Raw genomic sequence first — 15,700 nt, 5'->3', positions numbered from 1 at the left:
CGGCGTCATCGCCCCTAAACTGGTTGGCAACTGGTTGAAAGCTGGCGGTGAAAACAGTCGGTGCCTTCGAAGCCAAGACCCACCTCTCCAGCCTGCTGGAAGAGGTGGCCGGCGGCGAGGAGATCCTGATCACCCGCCACGGCAAACCACTGGCACGGCTGGTCCCGGTCGACTCGGATGGGCGTGAGCGGCGACTCGAGGCCATCGCCCGTCTGCGCAGCTTCGCAACGGGCCGGCGACTCAACGGCCTCTCCATCGCTGCGTTGCGGGACGAAGGCCGCAGGTGCTGAGCTTCGTCCCTGACGTTTCAGCCGTGTGCGCCTGGTGTTTTGAAGACGAGCGCACGGCGGCTTCGGAGGCGCTCCTGGCCCGATTGCCGGAGTGCGCACTCTGCGTTCCGGGGCTGTTTCTCTGGGAGCTGGGCAACGTGTTGCTGATGGCCGAACGGCGCGGCCGGATCACCGCGGCGGATCGGAGCCACTTCCTTGCCCTGGTGGTTCAACTCAACCTGGAGATTGATCCTGCCGATCCGCACATCGTCTGGCACGACGTGTTGAGCCTGGCGGCGCAGCACGGCCTCACCTGCTACGACGCGGCCTATCTGGAACTGGCGATGCGTGCAGGTCTGCCCCTGGCCAGTCGCGACAACGCGCTTCTGGCGGCCGCACGGGCCTGCGGGCTGGAGCTGCTCGCCTGCTGAATCGGCGGGCTCCCGCTCACACGGCAAAGCCGGGATCGATCCTCGCCATCGCTTCAGCGGCACGGCGGCAGATCGCGGCATGGGCCGGGCCATGGCTGGCGATCAGGCAGCCCGCCTGGCGTACATCGCCCGTGTTGTAGAGAAGTGGCTGGCCGTCGGCATGGTCGAAGCCGCCACCGGCGGCCCGCAGGACCGCTTCCGGGGCCGCCATGTCCCAGTCCTTCGGGGCACTGCGCCCCGACAGGGAGATGTAGAGGTCGGCCTCGCCCCGCAGGATCGTGGCCACCTTGCCGCCGACACTGCCGATCGCCAGGCTGCGGGCGGGCCGCAGGTCGGCCAGCAGCTGCTCCAGGCGGTCGTCGCGATGGTTGCGGCTGGCCACCAGCACCAGCTCCTCGCTGCGGCCGCTCAGGGCAGGGGCGAAACACTCACCCGCCCGGTTCTCCCGCCAGGCCTCCCCCGCCCCAGTCCCGGCCCCCCCGGCGCCCAGCAGTCCAAACCAGAGCTCCTCCGGCTCCGGCAGCAGCACCACCCCCAGCACGGGACGCTGGCCGTGCACCAGGGCCAGATGGACGGCGTACTCGCCGGTGCCCTGCAGAAAATCCTTGGTGCCGTCGAGGGGATCGAGGATCCACAGCCATTCGGCGTCCAGCGGCCGGCCCGGCACCAGCACCTCGGCGGCGGTCTCCTCACTCAACAGGGTCCAGCCGGCGGCCGGGAAGGCCGCCGCCAGGCCATCCAGCAGCCAGCGGTTCACCGCCAGATCCGCCGCCGACACGGGCCCCTCGCCGCCATGGTCGACGCTCAGGGCCGGCGGAAAGCCGTAGGGGGGCACTTCGCCGCGAGCATAGGCCCGCAGGATGTCGGCCGCGCCCCAGGCCAGCCGGCGCAGCTCCACCAGCAGCGGTTCACAGCCGATGCCGTCGGGCAGGGCGAAGGGAGACGGCATCATGGAAGCGGGAAACAGGCATTGTGCAGGAACCGGTGCAGGAGCAGGAACCCGCCGCCGGCGTTCTCTATCTGGTGGGCACCCCCATCGGCAACCTCGACGACCTCTCCCCCCGGGCCCGGCGCGTGTTGGCGGGGGTCAGCCGGGTCGCCTGCGAGGACACCCGCCGCAGCGGTCTTCTGCTGCACCACCTCGGCCTGCGGGTGCCGTTGCTGAGCTTCCACCAGCACAACCAGACGGCCCGCATCCCCCAGCTGCTGGCGGCCCTGGAGGCGGGCGAAGCGATCGCCCTGATCAGCGATGCCGGCCTGCCGGGGGTGTCGGATCCCGGCCAGGAGCTGGCGGCCGCCGCCCGCGCCGCCGGCCGCCAGGTGATCTGCATCCCCGGCCCCAGTGCCGTCACCACCGCCCTGGTGAGCAGCGGCCTGCCCTCGGGCCGCTTCTGCTTCGAGGGGTTCCTGCCACCGAAGGGTGGGCCCCGGCGCCAGCGGCTCGAGGCCCTGGCCGGCGAGGAGCGCACCATTGTGCTGTTCGAAGCCCCCCACCGGCTGCTGGCCCTGCTCGAAGACCTGCTGGCGGTGCTCGGCGACCGGCCCCTGCAGGTGGCCCGGGAGCTCACCAAGCGCCACGAGGAACAGGTGGGCCCCAGCGTGGCGGCGGCCCTGGCGCACTTCCAACGCACCCCGCCCCAGGGGGAATGCACCCTGGTGCTGGGCGGTGCCCCGCCGGCGGCGACCCCCGCCTGGGACGAAACCGCCCTGCGCCGCGCCCTTGATGAGCTGGTGCGGGGCGGCCTCAGCAACCGGGAGGCCGCCCGCAGCCTGGCGATCAGCAGCGGACACAGCCGCCGAGCCCTTTACGCCCTGCTGCACCAGGAACCGGCAGACTGCTCCCCTCCCCCTGCGACGCCGTGATGCTCCTGCGCCTGCGCCTCCTGTGCGGCAGCCTGCTGGGCGGCAGCCTGCTGCTGGCCCTGCTCTGCCTGGGGGCCCAGAACCTGGAGGAGCGGCCCCAGCTGCGCTTCGGCTTCGCCCGCAGCGCCCCGTTGCCGGCCGGTTTCATCGTGGGCGTGGCCCTGGTGCTGGGGGTGATCAGCGGCGGCGCCAGCGCGGCCCTGCTGCTGCCCGGCAACGCCCCCGCCGACGAGGGCTGAAGCCTCAGCTGCCCGGCAGGGCGTAGAGGGCTCCCTCGATCACCACCCGGCTGATGCCCTGGGCCAGCAGGTAGGGGGCCGTGAGTTCAAACACCTTGAGGTCGGGCACCTTGATCACCCGCTGGGTGCGGCCGCACTGGCGTTTGGCCTGGCGGGGGTTGAGGAACACCACCAGGGCCTGGCGCTCCAGCTCGGCGTCCGGAAGCCGGCCCAGCTCGGGAAACTCGCTCAGCGGCCGCGCCTGCAGCTCCACCGTCTTGTCGACCAGCATGTAGGCGCTGGCGGGCAGCGCGGCGGCCACCAGGGGCTGGAGCCGCCCCTCACCAGCGGCCGTGGCTCCGTCGTCGAGCAACACCACGGGGATCGGCTGGAACGGGTTGATCTCCTCGTCGTCGCTGTCGTCGCTGGTCAGCAGGTCGTCGTCATCGGCACCGAAATCGTCGGCATCCTCAATGGCGAGCACGGCGGGGCCGTCCTCCGCCTCCACCTCAGCCCTCACCGGGGCTTGCACGGACAGGCGGCGGGGGGGATCGGGCAGGACCTTGCGAACCGGTGCGGGCGTGGGCGCCATGTCGGGCTCAGGCTCGGGCTCCTCGCTGGCAAGGGCCTCCGTGAGTTCCGGGGTGGGTTCGTGGGCCGGCGGCTCTGGGGCGGGTTCTGGGCTGCTGATCTCCAGGGCCGTCTGCAGGGCCTCCGGGGTCTCGGCGGCCTCCACCGCCGACCGACTGCGCCGGCGCGAGCGCTCGGCCTTGAGTCGCTCGTACGCCTCATCCCCCAGCTCCGTGCGCACCACCCGGATGACCGTGTTGGGGCTGCAGCCGTAGGTGTCCGCCAGCTCCTGGCTGCTGGAACCCTCCCGGAAGCGCCCAACCAGTTCGGTTTTCTGGCTGTCGCTGAGCCGGGTGGCGGCCATGGAACGGTTCAAGCGCGGTTTCCCACTGTACGGGTGGCTACTGGAGTGGCCTGGCCCCGGAACGCTGCCACAATGCGCTCCGTGCTCCCTTAGCTCAGCTGGATAGAGCAGCTGCCTTCTAAGCAGCCGGTCGATGGTTCGAATCCATCAGGGGGCGTTGGCAGAAACGGGTGGGGGGCTGGGACACAAAGCCCAGCCAGCTGATGTAGAGTCACGTATCTACAGCCTGTCGGCAACGGCCGAGCTGGACGCCTTGACGCTGCCCCAGTCCAATCAACCCCAACCCAGTCGACGACAGCAGGATCCTGTCCGGCACTTCCAGCAGTCGATCCGCCGCTGGGGCAACAGCCTGGCTGTCCGGATCCCGGCCGAGTGCCTGCGTCAGGCTGGCCTGCGGGAAGGTGACCGGATCGAGATCGTCGTCGGAGCCGACGGCCGGCTGAGCCTGGAGCCCCTGCAACGGCTGGACCGCCGAGCGCTGGCCGCCGACCTGCGCCAGCTGCAGGCCACCATGCCGATCACCCCTTCGGTGATCGAAGCGTGCCGGGACCAGGAGCGCTGGTGAGACCGGGCCCGCCGTGATCTACCTGGACACCAGCGTCGTGGTCGCCCTGCTGACCCCGGAAGCGTCCAGCCCACGGGCGCTGGAATGGCTGGAGCGGTGCCGCGACACCCTGATCAGCAGCGACTGGCTGATCACCGAAACCCACAGCGCCCTGGGCCTCAAGCAGCGCCACCAGGGCCTCAGCCCGGAAGCCCGCAGGGCCGCCAGCGAACATTTCGAGCGCCTGTTGCAGGGCGGGGTGGAAATGCGCTCACTCGACCGGGACCGATTCCGCCAGGCCGCTGAGCTGCTGCAGGATCCCTCGCTCAGACTGCGCGCCGGTGATGCCCTGCACCTGGCGGTGGCCCTGCACAGCCGTTGCTCCCAGCTGGCCAGCTTCGACGGGCGGATGCGGCAGGCCGCCGCCGCCCTTGGCCTGGCTCCAGCTCTGGACTAGCGACTCACCAGCACCACCTGCAGGCCAGGCAGAAGACGCTCGCGAAGTCCCAGGCGTCGTAGTCCCTGAGGGCGATTCGTGTTGTCTGGTTTGCCCCTTGGGGTGAACGCGCCATCCTGAGTGACCGGCGCGAACGCCAAAACCATCCGCTGGCGCCCCCCCTTTGCCGTTCAACTAGCGGAGCAGCCGGCCGGCGCCTTCAGAGACGACGGCATCTTCCCCCTTTCGGCTGGGGCGGTCAATCTGCTGGCTGGGGAAGCCAGAACAGGGTTCCATGCACCGATCGAAGCTCAGAGCTCAGAAACAGCTTGGCCTCCGATGAAGCCAGAAGCAGATCAAGGGAGCCGACCAGGAGGGCCTCGTTGAGCAGCCAGTTGCGGTTGATGGAGGCCGCGGCCGGGTGCCACACAGGAGCATCGGGATTGAGCCAGACAAACGAGCTGCGCAGCAGGTCGCCATCCGCCTGCACTTACGACTTAAGAGAAGCCTTCGTCTACAACATGCGCTCGAAGTAAATGCCGTGATCGCTTGCAGCATTAGGGCCAGCGGCAGCGCCTCTGGTTGAAGATGCCGGAGAGAAGTTAGTGCCGATTCGCTCCTGCTGGCCGCGCACACTCTCTGTACCGGAAGAACACTTCGCCGAGACTGGGGTGGTTTTTGTCTGCGGCCTCCACTACAAAACGATCGAGACACAGCACAGGAAGAGGAGCGCTGCCGGGAGCAGCCCAAAACGGCTCATTAATCCGTTACAACTCACAACAACGATAGAAAGGCCACAGAAGTTCACAGCATAGTTGTCATGATTTATCCAATAGGCGTCAATGACAACAGGTCCTGCGCAAGGTCAGTCCCAAGCGGACGATGGCTACTTCCCTGCTGGCAAAGTTTATCAACAATATCGCCATGCCATACGCGACTACAAGGCGGAACCCGAAAAACTCGACATCCCAGACGTTGATATATCAAAACACGGCACGTATGAATCCTATCCATACTACGCCTTCATTGAAGACAATGGCAAGAAGTTTATCGTCTCAGATGGGCGCCTATTGGGTCAACTTACTCTCATTCCAGGTCCGCGCTTTCGCGATGGCAAGGATGGCACTAAAGGTAAATGGCTGACTGCCAAGTACAAGGTTGACATCCTCCGCAGCGACAGCGGAGTCAAGCCGAGCCCAGGCACGACCATTCTGTCGTTCAATGACCCGGCCTGCGGCGAAGTGCTAGGCTTTTTGATCACCAAGACTGACTCCAGCGGAACGGACATCAGCGAAACTGACCATTACCCAGATCTTCCCTCAGGCAACAACCCCCTCACCTGTTATCGCTTGAAGGTTCCGACTCCGGACGAACTTCACGATCCTGACATTACACCTTGGGGCAGCTCCTTCACAGCTCAGGAACATTTCGAACCGCTCTACTATCTGACCGGAAGCTGGAATGTCAAGAAGCTGCCCTATCTTGACTATCAGCATCAATATACTGACAGGCCTGACATATTTGCTTTGCCATCAAGGTCCTCCAGAAATTGGTGGAAAGCAACAGGAGCGCTGTCCCTACCTTGGGGCTGGTATTTCGACCTCACAGATTACAGCAATGATGACACTGTGACAACCATGATCAGCACGAGTCGCGATCTCATGAACGCGATGAAGCGATCCACTGGCTTTAACGTCTCAGGCTCTGTTGACGTCAGCTACGGTTTTGTTGATGTTGAAGCGTCATTCAGCTACAACAGCTCCAACTCGGATATGACGAAGTTCAACAGCATGCAGGCGAATAAGACCGCGTTCACCCAGAGTCAATATAGTCACATTGAATACGCTGTAGTGGTTAACAAGATTGACCTACCTTTATCCGGCAATTTCAAGGAAGCGATTGGATTTTTACTGGATGGCTTGGAGGCCGGCACGCTGTCAGACCAAATGCTGACTGATTTTATTGAAACTTGGGGCACGCATTATGCGTATGCACTTACTTACGGTAGCCAAGGTTCGGGCACATACCGCTTTTCCGAGGATCAGATGAGCCAGATGGTGGAGAAAGGTGTGAATTATTCCCAAGCCTGGGAAGCGAATGCAAAAGTCAAGGTCATGGGGTCAGGTGGCTCCATCGGTGGTGGCTCCTCCAACGAGACCGACAATCAAATGCAAAGCAGCTTCGCAAGCATTGTGCAAGACAGCGATGAACACTACATCTGTAGTGGGGGCGCCAGTTGTGAAGGCGGAGAACCAAAGGGCGACCCCAAGGTTCCCATCTACCTGGACCTGCGGCCCATCTCGCAACTTATGGGCCCACCTTTTTACCATGACCCGAAGATTGTGTTGCAGATTCGCGATCGTGTCCATGATGCTATCCAGAGTTACGCGTTTGTCCAGCTACAGGATCGTCCAGCCGCTTATATGACATTTGAACTCACTTTCCAGCCACCAGGGTATAGCTTAGTAGAGGGTCACCCCCAGGCTGGAGTTGAAGTGACTTGGGGAGAAATATGCATTTCCGTGGATTCGGGCTCCCTTATCCCAAAAGCCAACATGCAACCCTCAGCTGCTAATCCTTCCGTCTTCACGCTCAATTTCAATGGAGGTCTGCCCAAGGCCGTTCTCTTGACCCACAGTAACAACATCACATTCACTGGAACCTACAGTACCATCTCCTACAAGATAATCCCTACAGACCCTCATATTCCAGGGGGAGGAGAAGAGTGGAAGCCACAATCACCGAGCCTAGATTTTGAGGCGATTACTATCCCGACCCAGGCCACCCCTTCATCCGTCACGCTAACGGGGAAGCCGAATCAATTTTATCTATCAATTTCTCCAACGCTTCAATTTACAGTTGAGCCTGTGAGTCTCAGTTCAGTAATCGGCGCCTCGAAATAACCCTGAGAAAACCCATCCCGACGAGTATCATCCATCATGATCAGCTCAGAACGTTTCCTCGCTGAGATCAGGCACGCGTTTTCTGACAATGTCACAATCTACCTATCTCCTGCCGATACAACATCCGAGAATGCTGAAGGCATCCAGCTTGTACCTGTATCTGAGCAAAACAACAACAACGACACCGACATCCTCACGCTAACCGCACAAGACGGGCTCATCTCAAACGATGACCTTGGTAGAGCTATTGAATGGCTCAATAGATATGCGAACCCAGACGCAGATTCTTCGGAGCAGGCAGCTATCGGGACTTTGAGCACCTTTTTAGATGAGCGGCGCGATCTATCTAATCTTTTTAATGATCTTGATCTCATAGAGGAACCTCTCGACGAGCAACTTAGTGGAATTTTTACAGCAGGAGGTTTACGGGTAGGGGAGATCGAGGGAGGCAAAAATGCTTCACAAGGTGAAGTGTTCGACAGCGTGATGGATGCCGTGTCTGAGCAGTGGATCGCCGACGGAAGGCCTGCGGCTGTTCCTGCCAGCTTCGCCAGACAATCCTCATTGATCTCTGACGCCAGAATGGAAAGCATGATTGGCGCCTTGGGGAAGACTATTGGGGATGACCAGAAGCTATCCAGTGACATCAAAAAAGAACTGAATCAAGACACCGTTGGCAAACTGTATACTGCCGTCCTGGAACGTACCCCTAGTTCCGGCAATCCATCATTTCCCGTCACAGATCTTCCCTCCATGCTTAAGCAAGCGGGCATTCCAGATCCGGATGTAACCGTCAATGATGGGAAATTTGATAAAGCGAAGAGTGCTTTTGGCTTTGGCACGCTCACTGTTCGTTCTGGAAAAGAAGTTTTAGCTGTCATTCCGTATAATTCAAGAACCCAGAGTATTGAAGGCAGAGGAGCCGCTGCATTGCTAGATCAACTAGGGAAACGCGTTGACACACTCACGAAAACCCAAGCGGTCTTTCAAGAGGCTGCTAAGCAACTTGCTGCTGTCGAGTCATTCGTGGATATCCGATGGGCGGACCCATGGAAAGACCCCACATCGACCGAATCGACCGATCCTCCACCGACCGATCCAGAACAACCAGGAACGGCGGATCCAGAGCATTCAGAATCGGGGGGAGGAACCAGCAACCCCCAGAACGAGCAGGGGGGGTAACCCTCGATCCGACCAAGGGCTCCGTGGCCTTGACCCTCCCTTAGCGCCGCACAGGCACCACCTGCATCCCGATCGGGGCCAGGGCGATCAGGGCCAGCTTGATGTGCTGGATGCCGAAGGGGATGCCCACGATCGTCACGAAACAGGCCACCGCGGCACTGAGATGGCCGATCGCCAGCCACCAGCCGGCCAGCAGGAACCAGATCACGTTGCCGACCAGCCCCAGCGGACCGGTGCCGAAGTCCATGCGGCCGGTGAGCTCCCGGCGGCTGACGGCCTCGTAGCCGAACGGCCAGAAGGAGAAATTGCCGATCACGAAGCAGGCCCGGGCCCAGGGGATCCCCACGATCGTGACCGCCGCCACCAGGCCGGCCAGCCACCAGCCCAGGCCCATCACGAAGCCCCCGAGCACGAACCAGAGAACGTTGAGCAGGAAGCGCAGCATGGGGAGAGCCGGAGCTGCGCTCCAGCATGACGCCGCTGGGGCCTTCAGCCGCAGGGCTCGGCCGGGGCGGTGCAGCTGGCGGCCAGGGTGGCGAGCCAGGCCCGCAGGCGCTCCAGGGCGTCGGGTTGCAGGCGGTAGTACACCCAGCGGCCGCTCTGGCGGTCGGCCAACAGGCCCGTCTCCTTGAGCACCTTGAGGTGGAACGACAGCTTCGACTGGGCCAGGCCCAGGTCGGCGGTGAGGTCGCAGACGCAGCGCTCGCCGCCGCCCAGGGCCTCGATCACCTGCAGGCGGATCGGATCGGCCAGGGCCCGCAGCAGCAGGCGCGCCTCCTCGGCCTCCAGGGGGGCCGAGGCGCAGGCGATCGGCTCAGAAGCGGTGGTCCTTAACCCGGCCATAAATCGATCAACTCTGTTTGATGCGAGGGTACGGACCTGTCGCGGCGGGCGCTGTGAGGATCGGCATCAACGGGTTCGGGCGGATCGGTCGTCTGGTGTTCCGCGCCCTCTGGGGGCGGCCGGGCCTCGAGCTGGTTCACGTTAATGACAGCGCCGGGGACGCCGCCGGCGCCGCCCACCTGCTGACGTTCGACTCGGTGCACGGCCGCTGGAGCCGGGCGGTGATGGCCGAAGCCGACGGCGGGGGCTTCATGGTGGACGATTCGCGGGTGGGCTGGTCGCAGCAGAGCGATCCGGTGCTGGTGCCCTGGCAGGCGGCGGGGGTGGAGCTGGTGCTCGAGTGCAGCGGCAAGGTCAAGACCTCCGAGGCCCTCGCCCCCTACCTGCTCCAGAGCGGCGTGAAGCGAGTGATCGTGGCATGTCCCGTCAAAGGGGACCTGGACGGCGTGGAGATTCCCAACATCGTCTTCGGCATCAACCACAGCACCTACGTGCCGGAACGGCACCGGATCCTCACCGCCGCCTCCTGCACCACCAACTGCCTGGCGCCGGTGGTGAAGGTGGTGCACGAGAGCTTCGGCATTCGCCACGGCTCGATCACCACCCTGCACGATGTCACCAACACCCAGGTGGTGATCGACAGCTTCAAGAGCGATCTGCGCCGTTCCCGCTCCTGCCTGCAGAGCCTGATCCCCACCAGCACCGGCTCGGCCAAGGCCATCGGCCTGATCTTCCCCGAGCTGCAGGGCAAGCTCAACGGCCATGCCGTGCGCGTGCCCCTGCTGAATGCCTCGCTCACCGATGCGGTGTTCGAACTGGAGCGCCCGGTGACGGTGGAGGAGGTGAACGGCGCCTTCGCGGCGGCGGCGGCGGGCCCGCTGCTGGGCATCCTGGGCTACGAGGAGCGGCCCCTGGTGTCGGTCGACTACGTCAACGACAGCCGCAGTTCGATTGTCGATGCCCTCTCCACGATGGTGACGGGCGGCACCCAGCTGAAGGTGTACGCCTGGTACGACAACGAGTGGGGCTACAGCTGCCGGATGGCGGATCTCGCCTGCCATGTGGTCGGACTGGATGGGCCCGTGGGGGCGTGATCGGGCCATGAAACTGCCCGGATTCGGCCATTCGCTCACGGCCCTGCAGCAGTACGGCGTCGTCACGGCCAACTACTGGTGTTTCACCCTCACCGACGGTGCCCTGCGCATGCTGGTGGTGTTCCACTTCCGCTCGCTGGGCTACAGCACCCTGGAGATCGCCTTTCTGTTTCTGTTCTACGAATTCTTCGGCATCCTCACCAACCTCTACGGCGGTTGGCTGGGGGCCCGCTTCGGTCTGCGCGTCACGCTCTGGGCGGGCACCCTGATGCAGGTGGCGGCGCTGTTGATGCTGGTGCCCGTCGCCGACAGTTGGCCGAAATGGTGGAGCGTCGCCTATGTGATGGTGGCCCAGGCGCTCAGTGGCATCGCCAAGGATCTCAACAAGATGAGCGCCAAAAGTGCCATCAAATCCGTGGTTCCGGAAACCCCTGACGACCACAGCAAGGGCGAAAATCAGTTGTTCCAGTGGGTCGCGATCCTCACCGGCTCCAAGAATGCCCTCAAGGGGGTGGGCTTCTTCCTCGGCGGCCTGTTGCTCGCCACCATTGGTTTCAATGCCGCCGTTGGCGCCATGGCGGCCGGCCTGTTCCTGGCTTTCCTGTTCACCCTTGTGCTGCCCGGCGACATCGGCCGGATGAAGCAGAAGCCCGCCTTCACAGCGCTGTTCTCCAAATCCCGCGGCATCAATGGGATCTCGCTGGCCCGGTTCTTTCTTTTCGGCGCCAGGGATGTGTGGTTCGTCGTGGCCCTGCCGGTGTTCCTGCAGACCAGCCTCGGTTGGCGCTACTGGGAAGTGGGCGGCTTCATGGGCCTGTGGGTGATGGGCTACGGCGTGGTGCAGGGGTCGGCTCCGGCCCTGCGGCGCAGCTGGGGCCAGAGCGCTCCGCCGGGCGTCTCCGCCGTGACCTTCTGGAGCGGACTGCTCACCGCCATTCCGGCCCTGATCGCCATCACCCTTTGGCGCGAGGTGGGGAATCCCGGTGTGGCGGTGGTGCTGGGACTGGCGGCCTTCGGTGTGGTGTTCGCCATGAATTCCTCAATCCACAGCTACATGATCCTGGCCTACACCGATGCCGAATCGGTGAGCATGAACGTCGGCTTCTATTACATGGCCAATGCCGCTGGCCGCTTGCTGGGCACGGTGCTCTCGGGTGCCCTGTTCCTGGTGGGGGGCCTGCAGGCCTGCCTGTGGAGCTCGGCCCTGCTGGTGGGGCTCGCGTGGCTGGTGAGCACCCGGCTGCCGGCACCGCCGCGGCAGGCCCAGCCCAGCCCCCTGGCCGCCGGCTGAGCCGCCCCGCTGGCCGGGTTGGTTTCGCCATGCTGGAGCACCCTCCCCTGCCTGCCATGACGTTGAGCGCCCCACCGCGCCAGAGGTTGCTGGAGGTGAACGGCGGCTGCTGGGAGGGCCTGTTCACCCGCCTGGGCCCCGACGGCCGCGAGATCGACCGGTTTCCCACCCGCCTGCTGGTCACCGACCAGGACGGCACGATCGAGGCCGCCCTCACTTACCTCGCCTCCGGGCGCACGGTGCCGATGCGCTTCAGCGAGCCGCCGGCGGCCATGCAGATCAGCACCGCCGGCCACTGGAGCCTGGGCATCGATCGCACCGGTCCCTGGCCATGGATCGCCGAACTCTGCGTCGCCCGCGGCGACCGCCGTCGCCGGATCGTGCTGCGCCATGGCGTGGACAGCCTGGAGAGCCTCACCTACGCCAGGGAATGGCGGCCGGGCGTCCCAGATGCCGGCCCGGATGCGCCGCTGGTGGCCAGCCTGGAGGCCATCGAGGCGGACGGTGCCACCACCACCCGCTGGAGCATGGACGGCAACGTGGAGGTGCTGATCGTTCATCACCCCAGCCAGCCGGGGCCCGTGCAGGTGTCGCTCAGCTGGCAGGTGGACGCCAACGTGGGCTGCCGGATCGAGCGCCGTTACTCCCCCTACGGCCTGCTGGAGCCCCTGGCTGCCGACTGATGGGCCCGCCGCTGGTGTATCACCCGGCCTATTCGGTCCCCCTGCCCGATGGCCATCGCTTCCCGATGCAGAAGTTCCGGCTGCTGAAGGAACGACTCGAGCAGCTCGAACTCGCCGCCCCCGGACAGATCCACCAGCCCCTGCCGGTGCCACGCCGCTGGCTGGAACTGGTGCATGGCCGCTGTTACCACGAGGCCTTCGCCCGTGGTCTGCTCAGCCGGCAGGAGCTGCGCCGCATCGGACTGCCCGTGTCCTGGCCCCTGGTGCGACGCAGCTGGCTGGCGGTGGGGGGCACGCTGCTGACGGCCCGGCTGGCCCTGCGCCACGGCCTGGCCTGCCATCTGGCGGGCGGCACCCACCACGCCTTCCCGCTGCATGGCAGTGGCTTCTGCATCTTCAACGACCTCGCCGTGGCGGCCCGGGTGCTGCTGGCCGAGGGCCGGGTGCGCCAGGTGCTGGTGGTGGATCTGGACGTGCACCAGGGGGACGGCACGGCTGCGATCTTCGCCGCAGACCCCCGGGTGTTCACCTTCTCGATGCATGGGGCCAGCAATTTCCCCCTGCACAAACAGGTGAGTGATCACGACCTGGCCCTCGAGGACGGCGTGGCGGATGACGCCTACCTGCGGGCCCTGCAGCACGCCTTGCCGGATCTGCTGGAGCAGGTCCGGCCCGACCTTGTCCTCTACAACGCCGGCGTCGATCCGCACCGGGACGACCGCCTCGGCCGGCTGGACCTGAGTGATGACGGTCTGCACCGGCGGGACTGGCTGGTGATCGACGCCGCCCTGCGCCGCCGCATCCCGGTGGCCACGGTGATCGGTGGTGGCTACGACCACCTGCCCACCCTGGTGGAGCGGCACACCCTGGTGGTGCGCGCCGCCGATGCCCTGGCTCGGATCCACGCCACCGGGATGGAGCTGTCATGTCCGGTCACAGATGGCCCCTACGCCGGTAAGGAGTGAGTCATCTGGAAGCGTTTGGCTTGGTGGGCAACGGAGCTTCCACCATGATCAGCCGTTCTTCCCGCCTGCTCCATGCCGCCCTGGTGGTGGCCTGTGGCGCCGGCATCGTCTACGCCCCGGTCCAGGCCCAGACCTCCCTGACCCTGCAACTGGGCCAGCCCGGCTACTTCGGCCCGATCAACCTGGGCAACCTGGCCCCGCCGCCCGTGTACGGCTTCAGGCCGGTGATTGTCAGGCCCGACTCCAGGCGACGCGACGGCTGGACCCAGGCCGCCACCCAGCCGGTCTACCTGCGGGTGCCCATGAATCAGGCCCGGGACTGGGGCCGCTACTGCGGCGTTTATCAGGCCTGCAACGTGCCGGTGCAATTCGTCCGTGACGACTGGTATCGCAATGTCTACGCACCTCGGGTGCGGGCCGCCCAGGCCAGAGCGGCCAAAGAGGCCCGCGACCGCTGGCGAGACTCCCGCAAGGACAACAAGAGGGTGCTGGTGACACCCCAAGGGCGTGCCTACGGGTTTGAGCGGCGCCGCGACTGGGATGACGACGACGATTGAGAACCATGTCGCCAGTGACACTATGGGGCCCGCCACGGTTATCAAACCGGGCGGGCCTTTTTCTGTTCTGGGTCGGGGTCAGCGGCGGCCCAGCAGGTCCTCCCAGGTGAGGGGGTGCTGGGAAGGGTCGTGGCGCGGCGGCCTGGCCACCAGCAGACAGCTGGGATAGGCGGTGCCCCGGCCGGAGACGGCGGGGGAGGCACTGGGGCGGGTCGAAGGCGACGGACGCCTGGAGAGGGTGTTCATGGGAAAGGACACAAGGAATATGGATCTCGCACCGGGGTGCTGCCGTTCCCACGCGGGGAATCGCACACGGCAGCCATTGCTGGACCTGGTGGACCGTCCCCAGGAAGCGCGGGGCGGCTCGGTGCTGGCTCCGGCGAAGGCGAACAACAGGTTCGCCGGCTTCTGCAGGAGCTCATAACCCTAACCGATCTTCGTGCTGCTCCACCCGGGCCGGATCAGAACCCCCCAGCAATCAGATGGTGGCCAGAAAAAATCCCAGACCTACAGTTGCTCGAGGCTCTCGATTCTCTCCACGGAAAGGGCCTGTTGCGCCATTCATGTCCCAAGACCAGCATCCCGAGGGGAAACGAAGCACCCCAAGGCTTCTTGTGCCCGTCGGTGTCTCCGTCAGCCTCACCCTGCCCTCAAAGCAGTCAGTGTTTGTCAATCTCCGCGACGTCAGCGAGAAGGGAGCCTGTGTGATGCGTATGGGCGGTCTTGACATCCAGACGGACGACAACGTCATCTTCGAGGCCCGCGATTACGACTCCGGCTCGACGATCAGACTGCGCTGCAAGGTGCGCTGGGTGAGGTCAACGGGATTCAGCATCCAATTGGGGCTTTCCTTCCTGAGTTCGTCGCTGTCGGAGGACTCCATGACCAGGCTCGTCTCCTGAGACAACCCCCTCAAGCGTCGACGGCGGCTCCACTGCCCTTGACCGGAAAGGGGCCATCATGGCGCCTCTGGCACAGGTCAGCCTCGCTGAAGTCGGCCCCGTCGAGCCTGGCGCCCCTGAGATCCGCCAACGACAAACACGCGCCGGTGAAATTGGCACCACAGCACCTGGCGCATGATGGCGGACGACCATAAAAAACCCCCTGCTCGCGCAGGGGGTGAAAAACTCAGAGAGCAGGATTGGATCAGCCGATGGCCGGGGCGGTCAGGGCCACAGGAGTGGCGCTGGCAGCCGCCAGGTCGAGCGGGAAGTTGTGCGCATTGCGCTCGTGCATCACTTCCATGCCCAGACCGGCACGGTTGAGCACGTCGGCCCAGGTGTTGATCACCCGGCCCTGACCGTCGAGGATCGACTGGTTGAAGTTGAAGCCGTTCAGGTTGAAGGCCATCGTGCTCACGCCCAGGGCGGTGAACCAGATGCCGATCACGGGCCAGGCCGCCAGGAAGAAGTGGAGGCTGCGGCTGTTGTTGAACGAGGCGTACTGGAAGATCAGGCGACCGAAGTAACCGTGGGCAGCCACGATGT

Annotated in this window: 21 protein-coding genes, 1 tRNA gene and 1 pseudogene; 15 read left to right on the top strand and 8 right to left on the bottom strand. The window is 64.6% G+C overall.

Annotated elements, in window-relative coordinates; translation table 11 throughout:
• The first annotated feature begins 47 nt into the window (after positions 1-47).
• Positions 48-290: a type II toxin-antitoxin system Phd/YefM family antitoxin gene (locus KUG43_RS01700; protein WP_216905424.1), complete on the top strand. Its 243-nt coding sequence runs from the start codon at positions 48-50 to the stop codon at positions 288-290.
• On the top strand, positions 284-700 hold the full coding sequence (locus tag KUG43_RS01695) for a type II toxin-antitoxin system VapC family toxin (RefSeq protein ID WP_216905422.1): 417 nt from the start codon (positions 284-286) through the stop codon (positions 698-700). The genes KUG43_RS01700 and KUG43_RS01695 overlap by 7 nt, the downstream gene beginning before the upstream one ends.
• Before the next feature lie 16 nt (positions 701-716).
• On the opposite strand, the gene KUG43_RS01690 is transcribed toward KUG43_RS01695, so the two are convergent.
• Positions 717-1,652 carry a 3'(2'),5'-bisphosphate nucleotidase CysQ gene (locus tag KUG43_RS01690; RefSeq protein WP_216905420.1) on the bottom strand — a complete coding sequence of 312 codons (936 nt, stop codon included), beginning with the start codon at positions 1,650-1,652 and terminating at the stop codon, positions 717-719.
• A gap of 32 nt (positions 1,653-1,684) precedes the next feature.
• On the opposite strand from KUG43_RS01690, the gene rsmI reads away from it, so the two are divergent.
• Both rsmI and KUG43_RS01680 read left to right on the top strand, forming a co-directional pair.
• Positions 1,685-2,563: a 16S rRNA (cytidine(1402)-2'-O)-methyltransferase gene (gene rsmI / locus KUG43_RS01685; RefSeq protein WP_353617899.1), complete on the top strand. Its 879-nt coding sequence runs from the start codon at positions 1,685-1,687 to the stop codon at positions 2,561-2,563.
• Entirely contained in the window at positions 2,563-2,802 is a 240-nt protein-coding gene (locus tag KUG43_RS01680) for a hypothetical protein (RefSeq protein WP_216905541.1), read from the top strand. Before rsmI ends, KUG43_RS01680 begins: the two co-directional genes overlap by 1 nt.
• 4 nt (positions 2,803-2,806) lie before the next feature.
• Here the strand turns inward: KUG43_RS01680 and KUG43_RS01675 are convergent, their stop codons facing one another.
• A complete protein-coding gene (locus tag KUG43_RS01675; RefSeq protein ID WP_216905416.1) occupies positions 2,807-3,715 on the bottom strand; it encodes a hypothetical protein in 909 nt (302 codons plus the stop codon).
• A gap of 83 nt (positions 3,716-3,798) precedes the next feature.
• Between KUG43_RS01675 and KUG43_RS01670 the strand changes: the two genes are divergently transcribed.
• From KUG43_RS01670 to KUG43_RS01660, 3 genes are all read left to right on the top strand, one after another.
• Positions 3,799-3,872, top strand: a tRNA-Arg gene (locus tag KUG43_RS01670).
• Between the two features lie 96 nt (positions 3,873-3,968).
• Entirely contained in the window at positions 3,969-4,280 is a 312-nt protein-coding gene (locus tag KUG43_RS01665) for an AbrB/MazE/SpoVT family DNA-binding domain-containing protein (protein WP_286194302.1), read from the top strand.
• A 13-nt stretch (positions 4,281-4,293) separates the two neighbouring features.
• Complete coding sequence (locus KUG43_RS01660) at positions 4,294-4,716, top strand: type II toxin-antitoxin system VapC family toxin (protein ID WP_216905404.1); 423 nt, start codon at positions 4,294-4,296, stop codon at positions 4,714-4,716.
• Positions 4,717-4,954: 238 nt separating this feature from the next.
• Here the strand turns inward: KUG43_RS01660 and KUG43_RS01655 are convergent, their stop codons facing one another.
• Positions 4,955-5,185: a hypothetical protein gene (locus tag KUG43_RS01655; protein WP_216905402.1), complete on the bottom strand. Its 231-nt coding sequence runs from the start codon at positions 5,183-5,185 to the stop codon at positions 4,955-4,957.
• 352 nt (positions 5,186-5,537) lie between these two features.
• Between KUG43_RS01655 and KUG43_RS01650 the strand changes: the two genes are divergently transcribed.
• Entirely contained in the window at positions 5,538-7,598 is a 2,061-nt protein-coding gene (locus KUG43_RS01650; RefSeq protein WP_216905400.1) for an MAC/perforin domain-containing protein, read from the top strand.
• A 36-nt stretch (positions 7,599-7,634) separates the two neighbouring features.
• Complete coding sequence (locus tag KUG43_RS01645) at positions 7,635-8,780, top strand: hypothetical protein (protein ID WP_216905398.1); 1,146 nt, start codon at positions 7,635-7,637, stop codon at positions 8,778-8,780.
• A gap of 40 nt (positions 8,781-8,820) precedes the next feature.
• Here KUG43_RS01645 and KUG43_RS01640 read toward each other — a convergent pair whose 3' ends face one another.
• A complete protein-coding gene (locus KUG43_RS01640; protein WP_216905396.1) occupies positions 8,821-9,225 on the bottom strand; it encodes a YccF domain-containing protein in 405 nt (134 codons plus the stop codon).
• 44 nt (positions 9,226-9,269) lie between these two features.
• Entirely contained in the window at positions 9,270-9,623 is a 354-nt protein-coding gene (locus KUG43_RS01635; protein ID WP_216905394.1) for an ArsR/SmtB family transcription factor, read from the bottom strand.
• 53 nt (positions 9,624-9,676) lie between these two features.
• Here KUG43_RS01635 and KUG43_RS01630 point away from each other — a divergent pair, with 53 nt between their 5' ends.
• The 5 genes from KUG43_RS01630 to KUG43_RS01610 are packed head-to-tail and all read left to right on the top strand — an operon-like array spanning position 9,677 to position 14,213.
• Positions 9,677-10,717, top strand: coding sequence for an ArsJ-associated glyceraldehyde-3-phosphate dehydrogenase (locus KUG43_RS01630; protein ID WP_216905392.1), 1,041 nt, complete (start codon positions 9,677-9,679; stop codon positions 10,715-10,717).
• Positions 10,718-10,724: 7 nt separating this feature from the next.
• Positions 10,725-12,008, top strand: coding sequence for an organoarsenical effux MFS transporter ArsJ (arsJ, locus tag KUG43_RS01625; RefSeq protein WP_216905391.1), 1,284 nt, complete (start codon positions 10,725-10,727; stop codon positions 12,006-12,008).
• A 56-nt stretch (positions 12,009-12,064) separates the two neighbouring features.
• A complete protein-coding gene (locus KUG43_RS01620) occupies positions 12,065-12,691 on the top strand; it encodes a DUF3598 family protein (protein ID WP_216905390.1) in 627 nt (208 codons plus the stop codon).
• Positions 12,691-13,656: a histone deacetylase family protein gene (locus KUG43_RS01615; RefSeq protein ID WP_216905389.1), complete on the top strand. Its 966-nt coding sequence runs from the start codon at positions 12,691-12,693 to the stop codon at positions 13,654-13,656. Before KUG43_RS01620 ends, KUG43_RS01615 begins: the two co-directional genes overlap by 1 nt.
• Before the next feature lie 44 nt (positions 13,657-13,700).
• A complete protein-coding gene (locus KUG43_RS01610; RefSeq protein ID WP_216905388.1) occupies positions 13,701-14,213 on the top strand; it encodes a hypothetical protein in 513 nt (170 codons plus the stop codon).
• A 78-nt stretch (positions 14,214-14,291) separates the two neighbouring features.
• Here the strand turns inward: KUG43_RS01610 and KUG43_RS01605 are convergent, their stop codons facing one another.
• The gene (locus tag KUG43_RS01605) at positions 14,292-14,459 is read right to left on the bottom strand and encodes a hypothetical protein (RefSeq protein ID WP_216905387.1); all 168 of its coding nucleotides are present in this window, start codon (positions 14,457-14,459) and stop codon (positions 14,292-14,294) included.
• Between the two features lie 317 nt (positions 14,460-14,776).
• On the opposite strand from KUG43_RS01605, the gene KUG43_RS01600 reads away from it, so the two are divergent.
• Positions 14,777-15,115 carry a PilZ domain-containing protein gene (locus KUG43_RS01600; RefSeq protein WP_216905386.1) on the top strand — a complete coding sequence of 113 codons (339 nt, stop codon included), beginning with the start codon at positions 14,777-14,779 and terminating at the stop codon, positions 15,113-15,115.
• A 10-nt stretch (positions 15,116-15,125) separates the two neighbouring features.
• On the opposite strand, the gene KUG43_RS01595 is transcribed toward KUG43_RS01600, so the two are convergent.
• Both KUG43_RS01595 and KUG43_RS01590 read right to left on the bottom strand, forming a co-directional pair.
• The gene (locus KUG43_RS01595; protein WP_216905539.1) at positions 15,126-15,329 is read right to left on the bottom strand and encodes a pentapeptide repeat-containing protein; all 204 of its coding nucleotides are present in this window, start codon (positions 15,327-15,329) and stop codon (positions 15,126-15,128) included.
• 30 nt (positions 15,330-15,359) lie between these two features.
• Positions 15,360-15,700 (bottom strand): annotated as a pseudogene (locus KUG43_RS01590) (photosystem II q(b) protein); the annotation flags it as partial.

Origin of the sequence: Synechococcus sp. CCY 0621 (genome assembly GCF_019038465.1) — a bacterium.
Classification (GTDB): Bacteria; Cyanobacteriota; Cyanobacteriia; order PCC-6307; family Cyanobiaceae; genus Cyanobium.
Note: the sequence above shows the minus strand (reverse complement) of the source record. Positions and strands in the feature narration are given on the sequence as shown.